Source organism: Pseudonocardia sp. HH130630-07 (genome assembly GCF_001698125.1).
Lineage (GTDB): Bacteria > Actinomycetota > Actinomycetes > Mycobacteriales > Pseudonocardiaceae > Pseudonocardia.
In genome coordinates, this window is record NZ_CP013854.1 from 2,611,371 (window position 1) to 2,628,940 (window position 17,570).

At 76.0% G+C, this 17,570-nt stretch carries 14 protein-coding genes; 5 read left to right on the forward strand and 9 right to left on the reverse strand.

The features are described from left to right. Window positions 1-8: 8 nt before the first annotated feature. From AFB00_RS12750 to AFB00_RS12760, 3 genes are read right to left on the reverse strand one after another with little or no spacing between them, the layout of a single operon-like run. Window positions 9-785: a putative hydro-lyase gene (locus AFB00_RS12750; RefSeq protein ID WP_068797412.1), complete on the reverse strand. Its 777-nt coding sequence runs from the start codon at window positions 783-785 to the stop codon at window positions 9-11. After that, entirely contained in the window at window positions 782-1,537 is a 756-nt protein-coding gene (locus AFB00_RS12755; RefSeq protein WP_068797413.1) for a LamB/YcsF family protein, read from the reverse strand. Before AFB00_RS12755 ends, AFB00_RS12750 begins: the two co-directional genes overlap by 4 nt. After that, window positions 1,534-2,775, reverse strand: coding sequence for an NRAMP family divalent metal transporter (locus tag AFB00_RS12760; RefSeq protein WP_068797414.1), 1,242 nt, complete (start codon window positions 2,773-2,775; stop codon window positions 1,534-1,536). Before AFB00_RS12760 ends, AFB00_RS12755 begins: the two co-directional genes overlap by 4 nt. Window positions 2,776-2,879: 104 nt before the next feature. On the opposite strand from AFB00_RS12760, the gene AFB00_RS12765 reads away from it, so the two are divergent. Further along, a complete protein-coding gene (locus AFB00_RS12765) occupies window positions 2,880-3,581 on the forward strand; it encodes a GntR family transcriptional regulator (protein ID WP_068797415.1) in 702 nt (233 codons plus the stop codon). Between the two features lie 121 nt (window positions 3,582-3,702). Here the strand turns inward: AFB00_RS12765 and AFB00_RS12770 are convergent, their stop codons facing one another. The 3 genes from AFB00_RS12770 to ppc are packed head-to-tail and all read right to left on the reverse strand — an operon-like array spanning window position 3,703 to window position 7,539. Further along, on the reverse strand, window positions 3,703-4,497 hold the full coding sequence (locus AFB00_RS12770) for a hypothetical protein (protein WP_068797416.1): 795 nt from the start codon (window positions 4,495-4,497) through the stop codon (window positions 3,703-3,705). A 21-nt stretch (window positions 4,498-4,518) separates the two neighbouring features. Next, the gene (locus AFB00_RS12775; RefSeq protein ID WP_068797417.1) at window positions 4,519-4,734 is read right to left on the reverse strand and encodes a hypothetical protein; all 216 of its coding nucleotides are present in this window, start codon (window positions 4,732-4,734) and stop codon (window positions 4,519-4,521) included. 30 nt (window positions 4,735-4,764) lie between these two features. Continuing rightward, window positions 4,765-7,539 carry a phosphoenolpyruvate carboxylase gene (gene ppc / locus AFB00_RS12780; protein WP_231974361.1) on the reverse strand — a complete coding sequence of 925 codons (2,775 nt, stop codon included), beginning with the start codon at window positions 7,537-7,539 and terminating at the stop codon, window positions 4,765-4,767. Between the two features lie 221 nt (window positions 7,540-7,760). Between ppc and AFB00_RS12785 the strand changes: the two genes are divergently transcribed. Beyond that, window positions 7,761-9,809 carry a beta-galactosidase gene (locus AFB00_RS12785; protein WP_068797418.1) on the forward strand — a complete coding sequence of 683 codons (2,049 nt, stop codon included), beginning with the start codon at window positions 7,761-7,763 and terminating at the stop codon, window positions 9,807-9,809. Here AFB00_RS12785 and AFB00_RS12790 read toward each other — a convergent pair. Then, window positions 9,784-10,233, reverse strand: a complete 450-nt coding sequence (locus AFB00_RS12790; protein WP_068800259.1) for a PTS sugar transporter subunit IIA — start codon at window positions 10,231-10,233, stop codon at window positions 9,784-9,786. The genes AFB00_RS12785 and AFB00_RS12790 overlap by 26 nt on opposite strands. Window positions 10,234-10,669: 436 nt before the next feature. On the opposite strand from AFB00_RS12790, the gene AFB00_RS12795 reads away from it, so the two are divergent. Further along, window positions 10,670-12,358 (forward strand): DICT sensory domain-containing protein, encoded by a 1,689-nt coding sequence (locus AFB00_RS12795; protein WP_068797419.1) that lies wholly within the window; start codon window positions 10,670-10,672, stop codon window positions 12,356-12,358. A 21-nt stretch (window positions 12,359-12,379) separates the two neighbouring features. Here AFB00_RS12795 and AFB00_RS12800 read toward each other — a convergent pair whose 3' ends face one another. Continuing rightward, window positions 12,380-12,697, reverse strand: coding sequence for an ArsR/SmtB family transcription factor (locus tag AFB00_RS12800; RefSeq protein WP_068797420.1), 318 nt, complete (start codon window positions 12,695-12,697; stop codon window positions 12,380-12,382). 100 nt (window positions 12,698-12,797) lie between these two features. Between AFB00_RS12800 and AFB00_RS12805 the strand changes: the two genes are divergently transcribed. Then, a complete protein-coding gene (locus AFB00_RS12805) occupies window positions 12,798-14,720 on the forward strand; it encodes a heavy metal translocating P-type ATPase (protein WP_083275486.1) in 1,923 nt (640 codons plus the stop codon). 1 nt (window position 14,721) lies between these two features. On the opposite strand, the gene AFB00_RS12810 is transcribed toward AFB00_RS12805, so the two are convergent. Continuing rightward, entirely contained in the window at window positions 14,722-15,315 is a 594-nt protein-coding gene (locus AFB00_RS12810; RefSeq protein WP_068797421.1) for an SACE_7040 family transcriptional regulator, read from the reverse strand. Between the two features lie 112 nt (window positions 15,316-15,427). Between AFB00_RS12810 and AFB00_RS12815 the strand changes: the two genes are divergently transcribed. Further along, window positions 15,428-17,566 carry a sensor histidine kinase gene (locus AFB00_RS12815; protein WP_068797422.1) on the forward strand — a complete coding sequence of 713 codons (2,139 nt, stop codon included), beginning with the start codon at window positions 15,428-15,430 and terminating at the stop codon, window positions 17,564-17,566. Window positions 17,567-17,570 lie beyond the last annotated feature (4 nt).

Consider the following 17,570-nt stretch of genomic DNA (forward strand, 5'->3'; position numbering starts at 1 on the left):
ATCATGACTCAGAGCAGGTAGTCGGTGTCCCGCGCGTCGGTGATGAGCATCTGCCCGGGCTCGTGGGTGATCGCCAGCGGCAGCCGCGACTCCAGCACCGCGGCCTGCGGGGTGACCCCGCACGCCCAGAACACCGGCACCTCGCCCTCGGCGATCGGCACCGGGTCGCCGAAGTCGGGCACGGCGAGATCGGCGATCCCGAGCGCGCCGGGGTCGCCGACGTGCACCGGTGCGCCGTGCACGTCCGGGTAGCGGGCGGTCACCGCGACCGCGGTGTCGACGAGCCCGGCCGGGACCGGGCGCATCGACACCACCAGCGGCCCGGACATCCGCCCGGCCGGGCGGCAGCGCCGGGTCGTGCGGTACATCGGGACGTTCGTGCCGCGGGCCAGGTGGCGCACCGGGACGCCCTCGGCGAGCAGCGCGGTCTCGAAGGTGAAGCTGCAGCCGATCAGGAACCCGACGAGGTCCGACCGCCAGTAGCGGGCCACCTCCGACGGCCGGTCGACCAGCGCCCCGTCGGCGTACACCCGGTAGCCCGGCAGGTCGGTCCGGACGTCGCCGTCGAGCAGCGCGCCGGTCGGGTCGCCCGGCTCCAGCACGTCGAGCACCGGGCACGGCTTCGGGTTGCGCTGGGCGAACAGCAGGACGTCCCAGGCGAACTCGCGCGGGACGGCGATCAGGTTGGCCTGGGTGAAGCCCGCGCACCAGCCCGACGTCGGCGTGGACAGCCCGGCCCGGAACCGTGCCCTGGCCTCCGGCGGGGTGAGCTCGGCCGTCGTCATGCGAACGCCCGGACCCCGACGCCGGCCGTGGCCAGCGCGTCGCGCACCCGCCGGGCCATCGCGACCGCGCCGGGGGAGTCGCCGTGCAGGCAGGCCGACTCCGCGACGACGGCGATGTCGGTCCCGTCGACGGCCCGGACCACGCCCTCGTCGAGCATCCGGACCAGCCGGTCGGCGGCGGCACCGGCGTCGTCGAGCAGGGCGCCGGGCTCGCGGCGCGGGACGAGCGCGCCCTCGGCGGTGTAGCCGCGGTCGACGAAGAACTCCGGCACCGCCCGCAGGCCCGCGGCCTGCGCCGCGCGCAGCAGCTCCGAGCCGGGCAGGCCCAGCACCGGCAGCGCCGGGTCGTAGGCCCGCACCGCCTCGGCGACGGCGCGCGCCTGCGCGGTGTGCGTACGGGTCGCGTTGTACAGCGCGCCGTGCGGCTTGACGTAGCGGACGGCGGTCCCGGCGACCCGGCACAGCGCCTCCAGGGCGCCGATCTGGTAGAGCACGTCGTCGGTCAGGGCGGCCGGCTCGACGTCGAGGAACCGGCGGCCGAAGCCGCGCAGGTCCGGGTAGGACACCTGGGCCCCGACGGTGACCCCGGCGGCCGCGGCGCGCGCCGTCGTCGCGCGCAGGGTCGACGGGTCGCCCGCGTGGAAGCCGCACGCCACGTTGGCCGAGCTGACCAGGCCGAGCATGGCGTCGTCGTCGCCGAGGGTCCACTGGCCGTAGGACTCGCCGAGATCGGCGTTGAGGTCGATGATCACAGCTTCCCCAGGTTGTCGGCCACGAACTGGTACCCGATGAACAGGGTGACCAGCCACCCCGCGACCCCGGTGGCCAGCAGCCAGCGCGGGTAGCGGTACCCGCCGAGCAGGTCGCGCCGTCGCCAGGCCACCCAGAGCAGGATCGTGAAGCCGATCGGCAGGATCAGCCCGTTGAACGCTCCGGCGAAGATCAGCAGCGTCACCGGCGCGGCCCCGGCCAGCAGGAACACCGCGGTGCTCAGCACGATGAACCCGACGGTGATCAGGTTCGTGGTGCGCGCGGGGGTGGTCCGCGAGGTCAGGAACGACACCGAGGTGTAGGCGGCGCCGATCACCGAGGTGATCGCGGCGGCCCAGAGGATCAGCCCGAACAGCCGCAGGCCGACCTCGCCGGCCGCGGCCTCGAACGCCGTCGCCGTCGGGTTCTCGGATCCGGCCAGGCTCACCCCGCCGGCGACGACGCCGAGGATCGCCAGGAACAGCAGGACCCGCATGACCGCGGTGACCACGATCCCCTGCACCGAGCTGCGGGCGACCTGCCCGGCGTGCTCCGGGCCGGACAGGCCGGAGTCGAGCATCCGGTGCGCACCGGCGTAGGTGATGTACCCGCCGACGGTCCCGCCGATCAGCGTGGTGATGACCAGCCAGCTGATCTCGTCCGGCAGCACGGTCTGGCGCAGGGCGTCCCCGACCGGCGGGTCCGACACGACCGCGACGTAGGCGGTCAGCCCGATCATCAGCACACCCAGCACGACGACGATCCGGTCCAGCGCCGCTCCGGCCCGGCGGATGGTGAAGATCGCGATCGCCAGCACCGCCGAGATCGCGCCGCCGATCGCGGTGTCCAGCCCGAACAGCGCGTTCAGCCCGAGCCCGGCCCCGGCCACGTTGGCGATGTTGAACACCAGCCCACCGACGACGACCAGCGCCGTCAGCACCCAGCCGGCGCCCGGTGCGACCCGGTTCGCCAGCTCGTGCGCGCGCATCCCGGAGACGCCGACGACCCGCCACACGTTCATCTGGATGGCGACGTCGACGAGGATCGACACCAGGATCGCGAACGCGAACGCCGCACCGAGCTGCGCGGTGAACTGGGTGGTCTGGGTGATGAAGCCGGGGCCGATGGCGCTGGTGGCCATCAGGAACATCGCCCCGAGCAGCGCGCTGCGGGTCGATCCGGCCAGGGGACGTGCGGTGCCGCTCCTGCCGGTGTCGCTCGTGCCGGTGTCCTCGCTCATCGCCGCCTCCGGGGCCGTCTGCGCGGTGGAACGGTCGAGTGTGTCGGATTGTTCAACGATCCGGCAATCCCATCGGAGGACATTTCTCGTTAGGATCCGGTGTCGTGGCCGCCCCGAACCCCTCCGTACAGGATGCGCTGGTGTCCCTGGCCGGGTCGACGTCGATCGTCGTCCCGGCGTCGGAACGGGTCGCCGACCGGATCCGGGCCGAGGTCGCCGAGGCGCGGCTGCGGGTCGGCGCGCGACTGCCCGAGCAGGCGCTCGGTGAGGCGTTGGCCGTCTCCCGGAACACCCTGCGCGAGGCGCTGTCCCAGCTGGTGGCCGAGCGGGTGCTGGTCCGGGTCCCGAACCGCGGGGTGTTCGTCGCCCGGCCGGAGATCGACGACGTCCGCGACGTCTACGCGGCCCGGCTGGTGATCGAGCCGGGCGCCGTCCGGTACGGGGCGCTGGCCGCCGACCCGGCCGCGCTCGCCGCCGTCCGCGCGGCCTACGAGGAGGGCCGGGCCGCCGCGGGCACCGGGGACTGGACCGGGGTCGCCGCTGCGAACCAGCACTTCCACCGCGAGATCGTGGCGCTGGCGGGGAGCCCGCGCCTGGAGCGGGAGATGGGCCGGCTGCTGGCCGAGATGCGCCTGGTGTTCCAGCGGATGCTGCAGGTGCGCGAGTTCCACGAGCCGTACCTGGCCCGCAACGGCGAGATCGCCGAGCTGCTCGGTGCCGGGCGGACCGAGCGCGCCGCCGATGAGCTGGCCCGGTACCTGGCCACCGCCCGCGACCAGTTGCTGGACGCCTACGCCCTGCTGTGACCGGGTGCCGCCGGGCTTTCCCGAGCCGCGGTGCGGCAGGCGATCGCCGTTTACCGGTGATCGGATCCTCGGCTGCGTCCGGTGCCACCTGCGGCACCGGACGCAGCCAGGAACCCGATCGTCACGGTGACCCGAGCTCCCCGGCGCGGACCAGCACGGCAGCGCGCCGCCCGATCCGCACGCGTTCCAGGCTCCGGGTCCCCGGTGGCAGCGGCACGGTGCGCCCGGCACCGACGGCGACGATCACCGTGTCCGGCCGCACGACCCCGGCGACCGCCGAGAGGAACCGCGCCGCCGGCCCCGGGGTGCCGTCCGCCGCGTCCCGGGTGCCGCCGGTGCCACGTCCCGCCCCCGCCCCCGCCCCCGCGCCCGGGGCCGGCGGGAGCCCGGACCAGGTCGTCTGGCGGTCGTGCGGCAGGTCGGCGAGCACCATGTCCGGCACCGCGCCACCGAGTGCGGCCCGCACCGCGGCCGGGTCCCCGGCGTCGGCCACCCCGACCGACCACTCCGGCCGGCTCCGCGGGACCAGCGCGCGGACGGCGGCCGCGGCCCCGGCGTAGGCGTCCTTGCCGTGCCGTGCGGCGAGTTCTTCCAGCTCGTCGGCGCGGGTGGCGAGCCCGCCGGGACCGAGCAGGCCCAGGTTGCGCCGGGCCAGGTCCAGTGGCCGGGGATCGGCGTCGCTGCCGGCCAGCCGGTGCACCCCGGCGCACAGCAGGCCCAGCACGGCCAGGGTGCCACCGGCCCCGCAGCACGGGTCCCAGACGGTGAGCGTCCCGCGGGCCCCCGGCACGTGCTCGCGGGCCCGGCCGAACAGCTCGACCGTCAGCCGGACCGGCAGGGTCGGGCGCCCGGGGGCCGAGGCCAGTGCCGCGTCGAGCGCCGCGTGGTTCGCGGCCGGGGCGTGGCGGTACTGCACCGGGGCAGTGTCCCCCGCGGCCTACGGCTCCCGGTCCCGGAGGTAGCGGTGCAGGAAGAACACCAGAACCCCGAGCGCCATGGCCACGAGCAGGAACACGCCCAGGATCCGGGCCCCGCCCGGCGAGGAGATCAGCCCGATCGGTGCGGTCAGTGCCAGCGCCGAGATCAGCAGCAGGGCGATCACCCGCCGGGCGGCGGGCCGCGCCGGGGCCGGGGTGTGCTGTTCGTTCTCCATGCCCGGTTCATACCCTTTCCGGGCCGTACGTCAACCCGTGTTCTTCATCCCGGCCGCGATGCCGTTGATGGTCAGCAGCAGGGCCCGCTCCAGGTCCGGGTCCGGCTGCTCGCCGGCGGCCCGGCGCTGGGCCAGCAGCTCGACCTGCAGGTGGTGCAGCGGCTCGAGGTAGGAGTTGCGCACCGCCAGCGTGTTGCGCAGCACCGGGTGCCCGGCGAGCAGCTGGGACTCACCGGTCACGGCGAGCAGCTCCGAGCGGGTGCGCTCGTGCTCCTCGCGGATCCGCTCGAACAGGTGCTGCTGGTCGGGCTCGACGAGGTTCGCGACGTAGCTCGAGGCGATCCGCAGGTCCGTCTTCGCCAGCGTCATCTCGACGTTGCCGATCAGGTTCCGGAAGAACGCCCACTGCCGCATCGCGGCGAGGTCCTCGCCGTAGCCCGCCTCGCGCGCGGCGCGCAGCCCGGAGCCCAGGCCGTACCAGCCGGGCACGACCATCCGGGTCTGCGTCCAGCCGAACACCCAGGGGATCGCGCGCAGGTCGTCGAGGGTCGGCGTGCCCTGCCCGGGCCGCTTCGACGGGCGCGAGCCGACGTTGAGCCGGCCCAGCTCCTCGACCGGGGTGGCCGCGGTGAAGAACCCGGGCAGGCCGGGGTCGGAGACCAGCTCGCGATAGGTGTCGGTGGCCGCGGTCGCGACGCACTCCATCACCTCGTCCCAGCGGGCCAGGGTGTCCTCCGGCCAGCGCGACGCCTGGTGCAGCAGCGACGCGTCGAGCATCGACGCCAGCAGGATCTCCAGGTTGTCGTGGGCCAGGCTGGGCAGCGAGTACTTGTCGGAGATGACCTCGCCCTGCTCGGTGAGCTTCATCGTCCCGTCCACGGACCCGAACGGCGCGGACGCGATCGCCTCGCCGGCCGGACCGCCGCCGCGCCCGACCGAGCCGCCCCGGCCGTGGAACAGCCGCAGGGTCACCCCGTGCGCGGCGGCGACGTCGCGCAGCTGGCGCTGGGCCCGGTGGATCTGCCACTGCGAGGCCGTGATCCCGGCGCCCTTGTTGGAGTCGGAGTACCCCAGCATGATCTCCTGCAGGTCGCCCCGGTTGCGGACCTGGCGGCGGTACCCCGGGTCGGCGAGCAGGCCCTCCAGCAGCTCCCCGGCGCGAGACAGCTCCTCGACCGTCTCGAACAGCGGGACGAGATCGATCGACGAGCGCGGGTTCTCGCCCTCGATCTCGACCATGTACGCCTCGCGCGCCAGCACCGCGACGGCGAGCAGGTCGTCGACGTCCCGGGCCATGGAGACGATGTAGGTCCGGACGACGTCCGGCCCGAACTCGTGCTGCAGCGCGTGCACGGTGTCGAAGATGTCGAGCACCGGCGCGGCGGCCTCCGGGACCCCGTAGTGCCGGCGTAGCAGCGGGCGCTTGCCGCGCAGCTCGGCGGACAGCAGCTCGCGGCGCTCGTCGCGGGTCAGCTCGGCGTAGGGCTTCGCCAGCTCGCCGAGCTCGTCGAAGATCGCCCCGAGCGCGTCGTGGTGGGACTGCGAGTGCTCCCGGACGTCCAGCTCCACCAGGTGCAGCCCGAGCGCGCGGGCCGAGCGGACCGCCCTGGCCAGCGTGCCGCCGGCGATCCGGGCGCCGTGGTGCTCGCGCAGCGAGCGGTCGACGACGAGCAGGTCCTCCAGGTAGCCGGCGCTGCCGAGGTAGTCCCGGCCCGGCTCGTGCGGCGACCCGCCGGCGATCCGCCGCCGGGTGTTCTCCAGTCGCGCCGCCACGTAGGACAGCTTCAGCCGGTACGGCTCGTGCGCGTTGAGCCGGATGTAGCGGTCGTGCACCGCGGGCAGTGCCCTGCGGTCCCGGGCCAGCGAGCCGCGCAGCTCCTCGGACACGCCCATCACCCGGGTGGAGATCGACAGCTCCAGCACGAGCTGCTCGACCAGGGTCGCGTGGATCCGGATCGCCCGGTCCGCGTTGAGCTCCAGGACCTCCCGGGTGACGTTCGGGTTGCCGTCCCGGTCCCCGCCCACCCAGGAGCCCAGCACCAGCGGACGGGCGTCGGCGGGCAGCTCGCAGCCGGCGTCCGCGGCCTCGCGGGCGAACTCGTCGAGCAGGTCCGGCACGGTGCGCTCGCCGAGCCGGGCGGCGAACCAGGCGATGTTGCGCGCCTCGTCGATCACCATCGGCTTGCCGGGTCGGATGTCGTCGGTCTGCCAGAGCAGGTCGACGAGCGCGGCGACCTCGGAGTCCGGTGCCTCGCGCTCCAGCGACTCGACGACCCGGCGCAGGATGGCGAGCACCGACTGCCGGGACGACTCGGTCGGGTGCGCGGTGAAGACCGGCCGCAGCTGGGCGCGGGAGAGCACCTCGGTCAGCTCGTCCGGGTCGGCCTCGGCGGCCAGCCGGCGGAGCACGGTGCGCAGCGGACGGGCGTCGGCCGGGCGCAGCGCCCGCAGCTCGCGCGAGCGGTGCAGCTGCTCGGCGACGTTGGCCAGCTGGAAGTACTGGGAGAACGCCCGCGCCAGCAGCACCGAGGTGCCGGTGTCGATGCCGTCGAGCAGCGCCGCGACGGCGTCCGGGCCGGCCTGGCCGCGGGCGGAGTCGCGGGCCGCCTGGCGGACCTTCTCCACCAGCGCCAGCACCTCGGGCCCGGCCTCGTCGGACAGCGTCTGCCCGAGCATCGTCGACAGCCGCCGGATGTCGGCGCGCAGCGCCTGGTGCTCGGACTCGCTGACCACTCCGGAGTGCGCCGACAGCGAGTCGGGCGCCAGCTCGGTGCCGGAGGTGGTGCCGTTCATGGTCCGGGTCACGCGTGGACTCCGTTCCTCCGCGTACGGACGCGGGTCGTCGGGGTCGCTCGCGTCGTCGGGAACGGGGTCGGCGCGCATCGTCTCCCGTGATGACGGGTTCCTGCCATCCCTGGCGGGACGCCGTTACCTCGGCGTAACACGCGTCCGGCACCGTACACCCTGAGAACAGGTTCGCGCACAATCGAACAGGTTCACACGAACTCGGACGTCGAAGGAGCGCCATGTCCCGCTGGCTCCGCCGCACCCCCGGCGCCACCCGTCCCCGGATCGAGTTCGGGGCCGACTACAACCCCGAGCAGTGGCCGCGCGAGGTGTGGGCCGAGGACGTCGCGCTGATGCGGGAGGCGGGGGTGACGGTCGCGACCGTCGGCGTCTTCTCCTGGGCCCGGCTGCAGCCCGCGCCGGAGCGCTGGGACCTCGGCTGGCTGGACGAGGTGCTGGACCTGCTGCACGACGGCGGCATCGCCGTCGACCTGGCCACCGCGACGGCGTCCCCACCGCCGTGGCTGCACCACCTGCACCCGGAGATCCTCCCGGTCGACGCCGACGGCCGGACGGTCTGGCCGGGCGGGCGCCAGCACTACCGGCCGACCTCGCCGGTGTTCCGCCGGTACGCACTCGAGCTCGTCGAGCGGATGGCGCGCCGGTACGGCGGGCACCCGGCGCTGGCCGCCTGGCACGTCTCGAACGAGCTGGGCTGCCACAACGTCGCCGACCACTCGCCGGACGCGGAGCGGGCGTTCCGGGACTGGCTGGCGCACCGCTACGGCGACCTCGACGCCCTCAACCGGGCCTGGGGGACGTCGTTCTGGTCGCAGCACTACGGCGACTGGTCCGAGATCCGCACCCCGCGCCGGGTCGGCCCCGGCACCTTCCCGAACCCGACCCAGCAGCTCGACTTCGCCCGCTTCGGCTCCGACGCGCTGCGCGCCGAGACGGCCGTGCTGCGGGAGCTGACCCCGGACGTCCCGGTCACCACGAACTTCATGGTCATGGGCGAGACGAGCGGGATGGACTACGCGAGCTGGACCGACGAGATCGACATCGTCGCCAACGACCACTACGTGTTCCCCGGCCCGCACGCCCGCGACGAGCTGTCGTTCTCGGCCAACCTCACCGGCAACCTCGCCGGCGGCGCACCGTGGTGGCTGATGGAGCACTCGACGTCGGCGGTGAACTGGCAGCCGGTGAACCGCGCCAAGCGCCCGGGCCGGCTCGCCGGTGACTCGCTCACCCATCTCGCGCACGGCGCCGACGCCGTCTGCTACTTCCAGTGGCGCCAGTCCGTTGCCGGAGCCGAGAAGTTCCACTCCGCGATGCTCCCGCACGCCGGTGCGGACTCCGCGGTGTTCCGGGCGGTCACCGGGCTCGGTGCGACGCTGGCCGGGCTGGCCCCGGTGGCCGGTGCCCGCCGGGTGCCGGCCCGGGCGGCGATCCTGTGGGACTGGCCGTCGTGGTGGGCGGCCGAGCAGCCGTTCACGCCCAGCACCGAGCTGCGCTACAAGGCCGAGGCGTTCGGCTGGTACCGGGCGTTCGCCGACGCCGGGGTGCGCGTCGACGTCGTCCCGGCCGGGGCCGGCCTCGCCGGGTACGAGCTGGTCGTGGCCCCGGTCCTGCACGTGCTCGGCCCGGAGCGGGCGGCGGAGCTGAGCGCGTTCGTCGACGGCGGCGGGCACCTGGTCGCGACCTACTTCTCCGGCATCGTCGACGACGACGCGCACGCGGTGCCCGGCGGTTACCCGGGCGCGCTGCGCGACCTGCTGGGGGTCCGGGTCGAGGAGTTCGCGCCGCTGGACCCGGGGGCGACCGTGCTGCTCGACGACGGCTCGACCGGTGACCTGTGGAGCGAACCGGTGCAGCTGGTGGACCCGGCGGTCGAGGTGCTGGCCCGCTACACCGGCGGCGGCACCGATCCGGGGGCGCCGGACCTGGCCGGGTCGCCCGCGGTCACCCGGCGCCCGGTCGGGACGGGATCGGCGTCCTACGTCTCGACCCGGCTCGCCGACCGGGCCCCGCTGCTGGGCCGGCTGCTGCGGCGCGCCGGGATCGCCCCGGAGCTCCCCGGCGAGCTGTGCGGCCGGGTCGAGCTGGTCCGCCGGGAGGGGTTCCGGTTCCTGGTGAACCGCGGCGACACCCCGGTGGACCTGGCCCCGCTCGGCGAGATCGGCTCCCTGGCCGGTCTGCCGACCGGCGTCCTGCCGCCGCACGGGGTCACGGTGCTGACCGACGTGCCCGGCGACGCCGTCACGAGGTCATCTGCTCCTCGATGAAGGTCGCCGCCGCGGCGGGGGCGGTCGCCTCGCGGAGCGTGCTGGTGAACGAGGCCCGGACCAGCCGCCGGGCCAGTGCCGCGAGCACGCCGAGGTGGTCGGGGTCCCCCTCCGCCGGGACGGCGAGCAGGAACACCAGGTCGGCGGGGCCGTCCTCGGCACCGAAGTCGATGCCCGACGCGCTGCGGCCGAACGCCAGGCTCGCGGTGGTCACGGTCGCCGAGCGGCAGTGCGGGATGCCGATGCCGCCCTCCAGGCCGGTCGGCATCCGGACCTCGCGGGCCTCGACGTCGGCCAGGAAGCGGTCCAGGTCGGTGACCCGGCCGGCGTCGGCGAGGCGCCGGGCGAGCGCCGCGACGGCGGTCCTGCGGTCCGCCGACGGCACGTCGAGGTCGACCAGCTCGGTGGTGATCAGTGCGGGCATCAGGGCTCCTGCGGTGCGGTCGAGCGGTACGCGGCGTCCGGCGAGCGCGCCGGTGGGCGCACGGCGCCCGTCCGGTCCGAGTATGTGACGGCGGATCGGCATGTCAACGGGAGGCGACGGGCCGGCCGCCGTCGATGTCGCGGGGCCGTCCGAGGGGTCGGCGGGCACGCACGGTCGCCTCGCCGCCGCGGGTGGGTGACGGCGCGACCCGGTACTGCTCCGTACGTGGCGAGCTGCGCCGTTCGTCGCATCGAGGGTCACGACCGGCGGCCGACCGGGCGTCCGCGTCCGGGTGAAACCGCTGGTCGCAGTCTGCTGCGACTCCACCCCACAATCCCCGCCCCGAGTTGCTGTGGATCACTCGCGGTTGTTGAGTCGGTACTCGGCGTGACCCGGGGCATCGGGTCCGCCGGAGTGCCGACCGAGGGAGGCCGTCATGTCCGGGTCCGAGGGACCGCTCGCGCACGCCGTCCGCGTCGCCGCCGAGCAGGCCTATGTCGACGGCCTCTCCGAGGGGCGCCGGGAGGCGTGGGAGCGCGCGTCCGGCGCGACGCCGGAGCCCGCGTCGAAACGCCTGCTCGTGCACCTGTCGCACTCCATCGAGCGCGCGGTGATGTCCGGGCCGCGGATCGACCCGACGGTGGTGATCGCGCTCTTCCAGAAGCTGCCGTTCTTCGACCGCGAGCGCGAGGTCTACGCGCGGATGGCCGAGGCCGGGATCCACGTCGTCGTCGGGTTCGTCGACGGCGAGGCGCACGAGGCGCCCCCGGGCGTCCATCTCGTCAGCCTGCAGCCCGGTGAGCCGCTCGCCGACGAGTGGACGGTCGTCGCGGCGGGTCCCGAGGGCGGGGCGTTCCTGGTCGCGACCGACCAGCACGCCAGGGACCCGAAGGAGTCGGGCGACGAGGCCGGCCGCCTGTTCCACGGCCGCTGGGGCTACGCCAGGGCCGCGGCCGGGAGCGAGCTGGCCCGGCTGCGGTTCGCGCTGGGCGACCGGCTGGACTCCGGCATCCGCCGCACCATCGACGAGCTGCTCGCCCGCTCGATGCCCGCCGGTGGCGACCCGGCCGCGTCCTCCGGGACGACCGGCGAGGCGTGGGCGACCACCTCGCTCAACCACATGATCGACAAGCTGCTGTCCGCGCGGGCGGGCACCCGCGAGCTGCGGGCCCAGCTGGCCGACGCCCAGCGCGCCGCCGCGGCGCGCTCGGCCGCCGTCACCGACCCGGCCAGCGGACTGCCCACCGCCGAGGTGCTGGACCGCTGGACCGGCCCGGTCGGTCCGGAGACCCTCGCGGTCGGGGTCGCGGTGCTCGACCTCCCGGCGCTGGCCGGCGACCGGGTCCGGTCCGACGACCGCGCCGCCTACTTCGCCGCGCACCAGGTCGCCGCCGCCCTGACCCAGCCGCTCGGCCCGGTGGACACCGCCGTGCGGCTGTCCCAGCGCGAGTTCGCCCTGGTCCTGCCCGGGGCCTCGGAACGGCACCTGGCCGGTGTCTGCGACCGGATCGGCGAGCAGCTGCAGCTGGCGTCGCAGGGCTACCCCGGTGTTCCGCTGCACGGGCGGGTCGGCCTGATCGTCACCTGCACCCGGCCGCTGCCGGTCGACGACCTGCGGGCCGCGCTCGAGCACCTGCCGGAGGACCCGACCGGGCACGGCCCGGTGGACGCCGGCGCCACGCCGGCCGGCGACCGGATCGTGGTGGCGGCGATCGGTACGCCCGGGTCCGCCACCGACGCGACGATCCGGGCCGCGGAGCGGGGGACGGGCTCCGCCGCGGTGCACGGCGTCCCCGCCGCCCGCGACCGCGAGCCGTCGAGCGGGGACCGCGGACCGTCGGCGCACGCCAGGGGGACCGCACCCGGCGGCGCCGACCCGGTCGCCCCGCCGCCGCACGCGCACGCCCCGGCGCCGCAGCAGGCGCCCCCGGTCTCCCGGCCGCGCCCGTACCTGGACGCGGGATCCGGCGGGCCGGAGTCCGTGGCCGATGACGACCCGCGGGCCGCCGCCCAGCAGGCGCTGCGCCGCCTGGTGCACGGCGACGGCGGGGACACCTCGTCCGGGACGAGCGTCTTCACCGACCTGTCCGGGACCCGCAACGGCACCGGGAACCGCGGCTGGTGAACCGCGGCGCCCGCCGTGCGCTCAGTGCCCGGCGGGCTCGCGGTGCAGGACGCGTCCGAGCACGGCGCGGACGGTCGGGTCCTCGACGGTGTAGTAGACGAACGTCCCCTCCCGCCGGTTCTCGACCAGCCCGGCCAGGCGCAGCTTCGCGAGGTGCTGGCTCACCGCGGTCGGGGCGGCGCCGACCAGCTCGGCCAGGCAGGCCACCGAGGTCTCGCCCTGCAGCAACGCCCAGAGGATCTTGATCCGGGTCGGGTCGGCGAGCATGCGCAGCGCGTCCGCGGCCCGGCGGACGTCGTCCTCGGGTGGCATCGCGAAGCCGGGGATGGACTCGTGCACGGGGCCGAGGATACCTGCGTGGCTGCGCGGATGGTCCGTCATCTCAGTGCATGGATGCGTTGTTGCGTATCTTCGTGGATACGCAGGTAGTGTCGTTCGCATGCGCACCGCTCTCGCCCTGCCCGAGGTCCGCTGGGCCGCGGCCGCCCTGCTGGTCTTCCTGGGCGCCGTCGGGTTCTCCCTGGCCGGGGCCCCGGAACCGGTCGTGGTCGCCGCCTACCTGCTCTGCTACCTGCTCGGCGGCTGGGAGCCCGCGGTCGAGGGGCTGCGCGCGCTGCGCGAGCGGCGGCTCGACGTCGACCTCCTGATGGTCGTCGCGGCGGGCGCCGCCGCGGGGATCGGCCAGTGGTTCGACGGCGGGCTGCTGATCGTCATCTTCGCGACGTCCGGGGCGCTGGAGGCGGTGATGACGGCGCGCACCAGGGCCGGTATCGCCTCGCTGCTCGACCTCGCCCCGGAGACGGCGACGCTGCTGGTGGACGGCACCGAGCGGCGGGTGCCGGCGGCGGATCTGGTCGCCGGGCAGGTCGTGCTCGTCCGGCCGGGCGAGCGCGTCCCCGGCGACGGCCGGGTGCTCGACGGCGTGTCCGAGGTGGACACCGCGGCGCTCACCGGCGAGCCGGTGCCGGTGCGCCGCGCGACCGGCGACGACGTGCTGGCCGGGACCGTCAACGGCACCGGGGTGCTGCGCGTCGGGATCCGGCGCGACGCCGTCGACACCGTCGTGGCCGGTGTGGCGGCCCAGGTCGAGCGGGCCGCCGCGACGAAGGCCGGGCGGCAGCTGTTCGTCGAGCGGGTCGAGCAGCGGTACTCGGTGGTCGTCGTCGCGGCGACGGTGCTGCTGCTGGCGGTGCCGCTGCTGCTCGGGGCCCCGTTCGAGGAGACGCTGCTGCGCGCGATCGTCTTCATGATCGTCGCCTCGCCGTGCGCGGTCGTGCTGGCGACGATGCCGCCGCTGCTCGCGGCGGTCGCGGTGGCCGGCCGGCGCGGGACGCTGGTCAAGGACGTCACGGTGCTGGAGGCGCTGGCCGAGGTCGACGCCGTGGTGCTGGACAAGACCGGGACGCTCACCGCCGGGCGGCCGGTGGTCGTCACGGTCACGCCGCTGGGCGGCCGGTCACCCGGCGAGGTGCTCGCCGTCGCGGCCGCGGCCGAGGCGGGCAGCGAGCACGTGCTCGGCCGGGCGGTCCGCCGGCACGCGCTCGACGGCGGCCTGCGGATCCCGGCGGCCACCGGGTTCGCCGCGCTGCCCGGCGAGGGCGTCCGGGCCCGGGTCGGTGACCGGGACGTCGTGGCCGGGCGCCCGGAGCTGCTCGGCACGTCGGCCGGGCCCGCCGCGGCGGCCGTCGCCGAGCTCCAGGCCGCCGGGCGGACGGCGGTCGTCGTCCTCGTCGACGGGGAGCCGGCCGGGGTCGTGGGCCTCTCCGACGAGCCCCGGCCCGGGGCGACCGCGGCACTGGCCGAGGTGCGACGGGTGGTCGGCGGCGAACCGGAGGTGCTCACCGGCGACGCGCCGCGCCCGGCCACGGCGCTCGCCGCCCGGCTCGGGCTCTCCGCCGTCCGGGCCGGGCTGCTGCCCGCGGACAAGGTGAGCGCCGTCCGCGAGCGCCAGGCGGCGGGGCGCCGGGTGCTCGCCGCGGGCGACGGCATCAACGACGCCCCGCTGCTCGCCGCCGCCGACGTGGGCCTGGTCGTGTCCGAGGGGGCCGGCGCGCTGTCGCTGGAGGCGGCCGACGGCGTCCTCACCCGGGACCCGCTCGGCTCGATCGCCCCGCTGGTGGAGCTGGCCCGCCGGGCCCGGCGGATCGCCCGGGCCAACCTGGCGTTCGCCGCGACGGTGGTCGTGGTGCTCGTGGCGTGGGACCTGGCCGGGACGCTGCCGCTGGTCGTGGGCGTCGCCGGGCACGAGCTGTCCACCGTCGTCGTCTGCCTCAACGGGCTGCGCCTGCTGGCCGGGACCCGGCGGGCCGGTCGCCGGGAGGCCCCGGCGGCGCCGCGGGAGCGGGAGCGGGTCGCGGCCTGACTCAGGCCGGTGCCGCGGCCAGCGCGGCGAGTGCCATCCGGCGCAGCACGGCGGCCCGCGCGTCCGGCCCGCGGTCGCCGGGCGGGGCGGCGCGGGGGGCGTACGGGGTGGAGTTGAGCAGCCCGAACACCCCGTGCGCGACGGTCCGGGCCTCGGCCGGGGCCAGCCCGGGGCGGGTCCGGCGGAGCACGTCCACCCACAGCTCGACGTAGGTCCGCTGCAGCCGGCGCACGGTGCGCCGGGCCTGTTCGGGCAGGTTCGCCAGGTCCCGGTCCTGCACGACGATCAGCTCCGGCTCGCGGGTCGCGAACTCCACGTGGAAGTCGACCAGGGCGGCCAGCGCGGCGTGCGGGTCGTCGTGGTGCACCCGGGCCCGGCCCCCGTCGAGCAGGCGGCGGCTGATCCCGACCAGCAGCTCGGAGAGCAGCGCCTCCTTGCCGGGGAAGTGCCGGTAGAGGGCGGGCCCGCTGACGCCGACGGCCGCGCCGAGATCGGCGATGCTCACGCCGTGGAAGCCGTGCCGGGCGAACAGGCGCGCGGCCTCGCCCAGTATCTGCTCCCGCCGGGTGGGCCCGGCGACCTCGGGTCCGGCCACCGCCCGAGCGTAGCCGAGCGGTTAACGAACGTTAACCCCGGCGCGGTCCGTCTCAGTGTCCGCACAGGTCGGCGGCGATACCCTCGGGCGTGTGCTGAGGATCCTGCGCCGTTTGCGCGAACGTACGGGCGTCCGTGCGGCGTCCGCGCTCGCCGCCGCCACGGCGGTCGCGATGGTGCTCGTCGTCGCCGGGGTCGCCCTGGTCCTGGTGCTGGAGCAGGTGCTGGCGAAGAGCACCCGCGACGCGCTGGAGGAGACCGCGAACCAGCTCGTGACCCGGGTCGACGCGAACTTCGTCGGGGACCCGAAGGACAACGCGATCGACGCGACCGGCAAGCGGACCGACATCGTCCAGGTCGTCACCGCCTACAGCGACCGGACGAACGCCCCGGACGAGGTGGTCGGGTCGAACGGCCGGGGGCGTGACGTCCAGGTCCTCGGGGCCTCGGACCCGCTCGGTGGGCAGGACCCGATCGTCGGGTGGCTGCTCGCGCCCCGCGAGACCCGCTCCGAGAGCGACGTGCCGATCACCTACCGCAACGGCTCGGACCGCGAGGGTGCCGACGAGACGGTGACCGAGAACATGATGGTCGTCGGCATCGGGGCCCGGGTGCAGGGCCGCCCGATCACCGTCTACGCCGCCCAGGACCTCGGCCAGGTGCACAAGGCCGTCGAGACCGTGGGCCTGATGCTCGTCGTCGGCGTGCCGATCCTGGTCCTGGTCGCGGGCTTCTTCACCTACCTGTTCGCCGGCCGGGCGCTGCGCCCGGTCGAGGAGATGCGGGCCCGGGTCGCCGGGATGGGCGAGCGTGACCTGTCCGGCCGGGTGCCCGAGCCGGCCGCGCGGGACGAGGTGGGCCGCCTCGCCCGCACGATGAACCAGATGCTCGGCCGGCTGGAGTCCTCGCAGGCCACCCAGCGCCGGTTCGTCGCCGACGCCAGCCACGAGCTGCGCAGCCCGCTCGCGACCGTGTCCACCGGGCTGGAGCTGCTCGGCGCGGGGATGGGGAAGGACTCCGCGGACCGGGCGACCGTCGAGACGCTGCGCGGGGAGACCTCCCGGCTGACCGGCCTGGTCGAGGGCCTGCTGTTCCTGGCCAGGGCCGACGAGCGCGGCATCGCCCCGCGCCGCGAGGAGGTCGACCTCGACGAGATCGCCGACGCCGAGCGGGCCCGGCCCGCCGGGGCGTCGGCCGTCGTGGTGCGGGTGGTCACCGAGCCGGCCCGGGTGGTCGGGGACCGCGGTCAGCTGGTCCGGGTGGTCCGCAACCTGGTGGACAACGCCCGGCGGCACGCCGCCTCGGCGGTCACCGTGGCGGTGCGGATCTCCGACGGGACGGCCGTCGTCGACGTCGACGACGACGGCAACGGCGTCCCCGAGGCCGACCGCGCCCGGGTGTTCGAGCGCTTCGTGCGGCTCGACGAGGCCCGCTCGCGCGGTGACGGCGGCTCCGGGCTGGGCCTCTCGATCGTCTCCGAGCTGGTGGCCGCGCACGGCGGCGCCGTGTCGGTGCTGGACTCGCCGGAGCTGGGCGGCGCCCGGTTCCGGGTGACCCTGCCCGCGGTGGCCGCACCGGCCCCGGAGACCGACGGCGAGCCCGATGCCGACGGAGCACCGGCCGCACCCGTGGCGCCGGCCGTCGGTGCGGAGCCGACGGGCCCGGCGGACGCGACGGACCCGGCGGACGCGGCGGACCCGGGGGACCCGGCGGACGCACCGTTGCGGGACGACCGGCCGTCCGGACCGCTGCCGCGGATCGGCGCGGTACCGGGCCCCGGCGCGCTCACGGGGTGGGCCGGCGCCTCCCGGCCCGGGACCGGTGGGGGCGGCGGCGCCGCACGTCCGGGCGACGTTCCGGAACGGCCCACCGGCGACGCCGTCCCGGTCGCGACCCCGATCGCGACCCCGGGCGTCGTCCCGGGTGCCGACGCGCCGGCCGGTGCCGGCGGCCGGGCTCCCGGCCCGGCGCAGCCCGTCCGCCCGGACGCCGTCGGCAGTCCGTACGACGAGAACGCCACCCGCCCGCTCCCGGTCGTCCGGGCCGGTGCGGGTGCCCGTTCCGCGACGGCGACCGCGCCCCGGGCCGGCGCCTCCCCCGCCGGTGCCGCGCCCGCCGCCGAGACGCCGCCCGCCGACCGTCCGCGCACCGAGGGCCCGCCCGTCGCGGCGCCGCAGCCGCACCCGGTCCCGGCCCGCCCGCCCATGCAGCGCCGCCCGCAGGACCGGCGCGAGCAGGAGCACCGCCGCTGACCAC

Excerpts from the sequence above, each read along its gene's own strand:
- AFB00_RS12750 (WP_068797412.1), bottom strand. The coding sequence starts at position 785 with ATGACGACGGCCGAGCTCACCCCGCCGGAGGCCAGGGCACGGTTCCGG.
- AFB00_RS12760 (WP_068797414.1), bottom strand. The coding sequence starts at position 2,775 with ATGAGCGAGGACACCGGCACGAGCGACACCGGCAGGAGCGGCACCGCA.
- AFB00_RS12775 (WP_068797417.1), bottom strand. The coding sequence starts at position 4,734 with ATGGAGAACGAACAGCACACCCCGGCCCCGGCGCGGCCCGCCGCCCGG.
- AFB00_RS12785 (WP_068797418.1), top strand. The coding sequence starts at position 7,761 with ATGTCCCGCTGGCTCCGCCGCACCCCCGGCGCCACCCGTCCCCGGATC.
- AFB00_RS12790 (WP_068800259.1), bottom strand. The coding sequence starts at position 10,233 with ATGCCCGCACTGATCACCACCGAGCTGGTCGACCTCGACGTGCCGTCG.
- AFB00_RS12795 (WP_068797419.1), top strand. The coding sequence starts at position 10,670 with ATGTCCGGGTCCGAGGGACCGCTCGCGCACGCCGTCCGCGTCGCCGCC.
- AFB00_RS12805 (WP_083275486.1), top strand. The coding sequence starts at position 12,798 with ATGCGCACCGCTCTCGCCCTGCCCGAGGTCCGCTGGGCCGCGGCCGCC.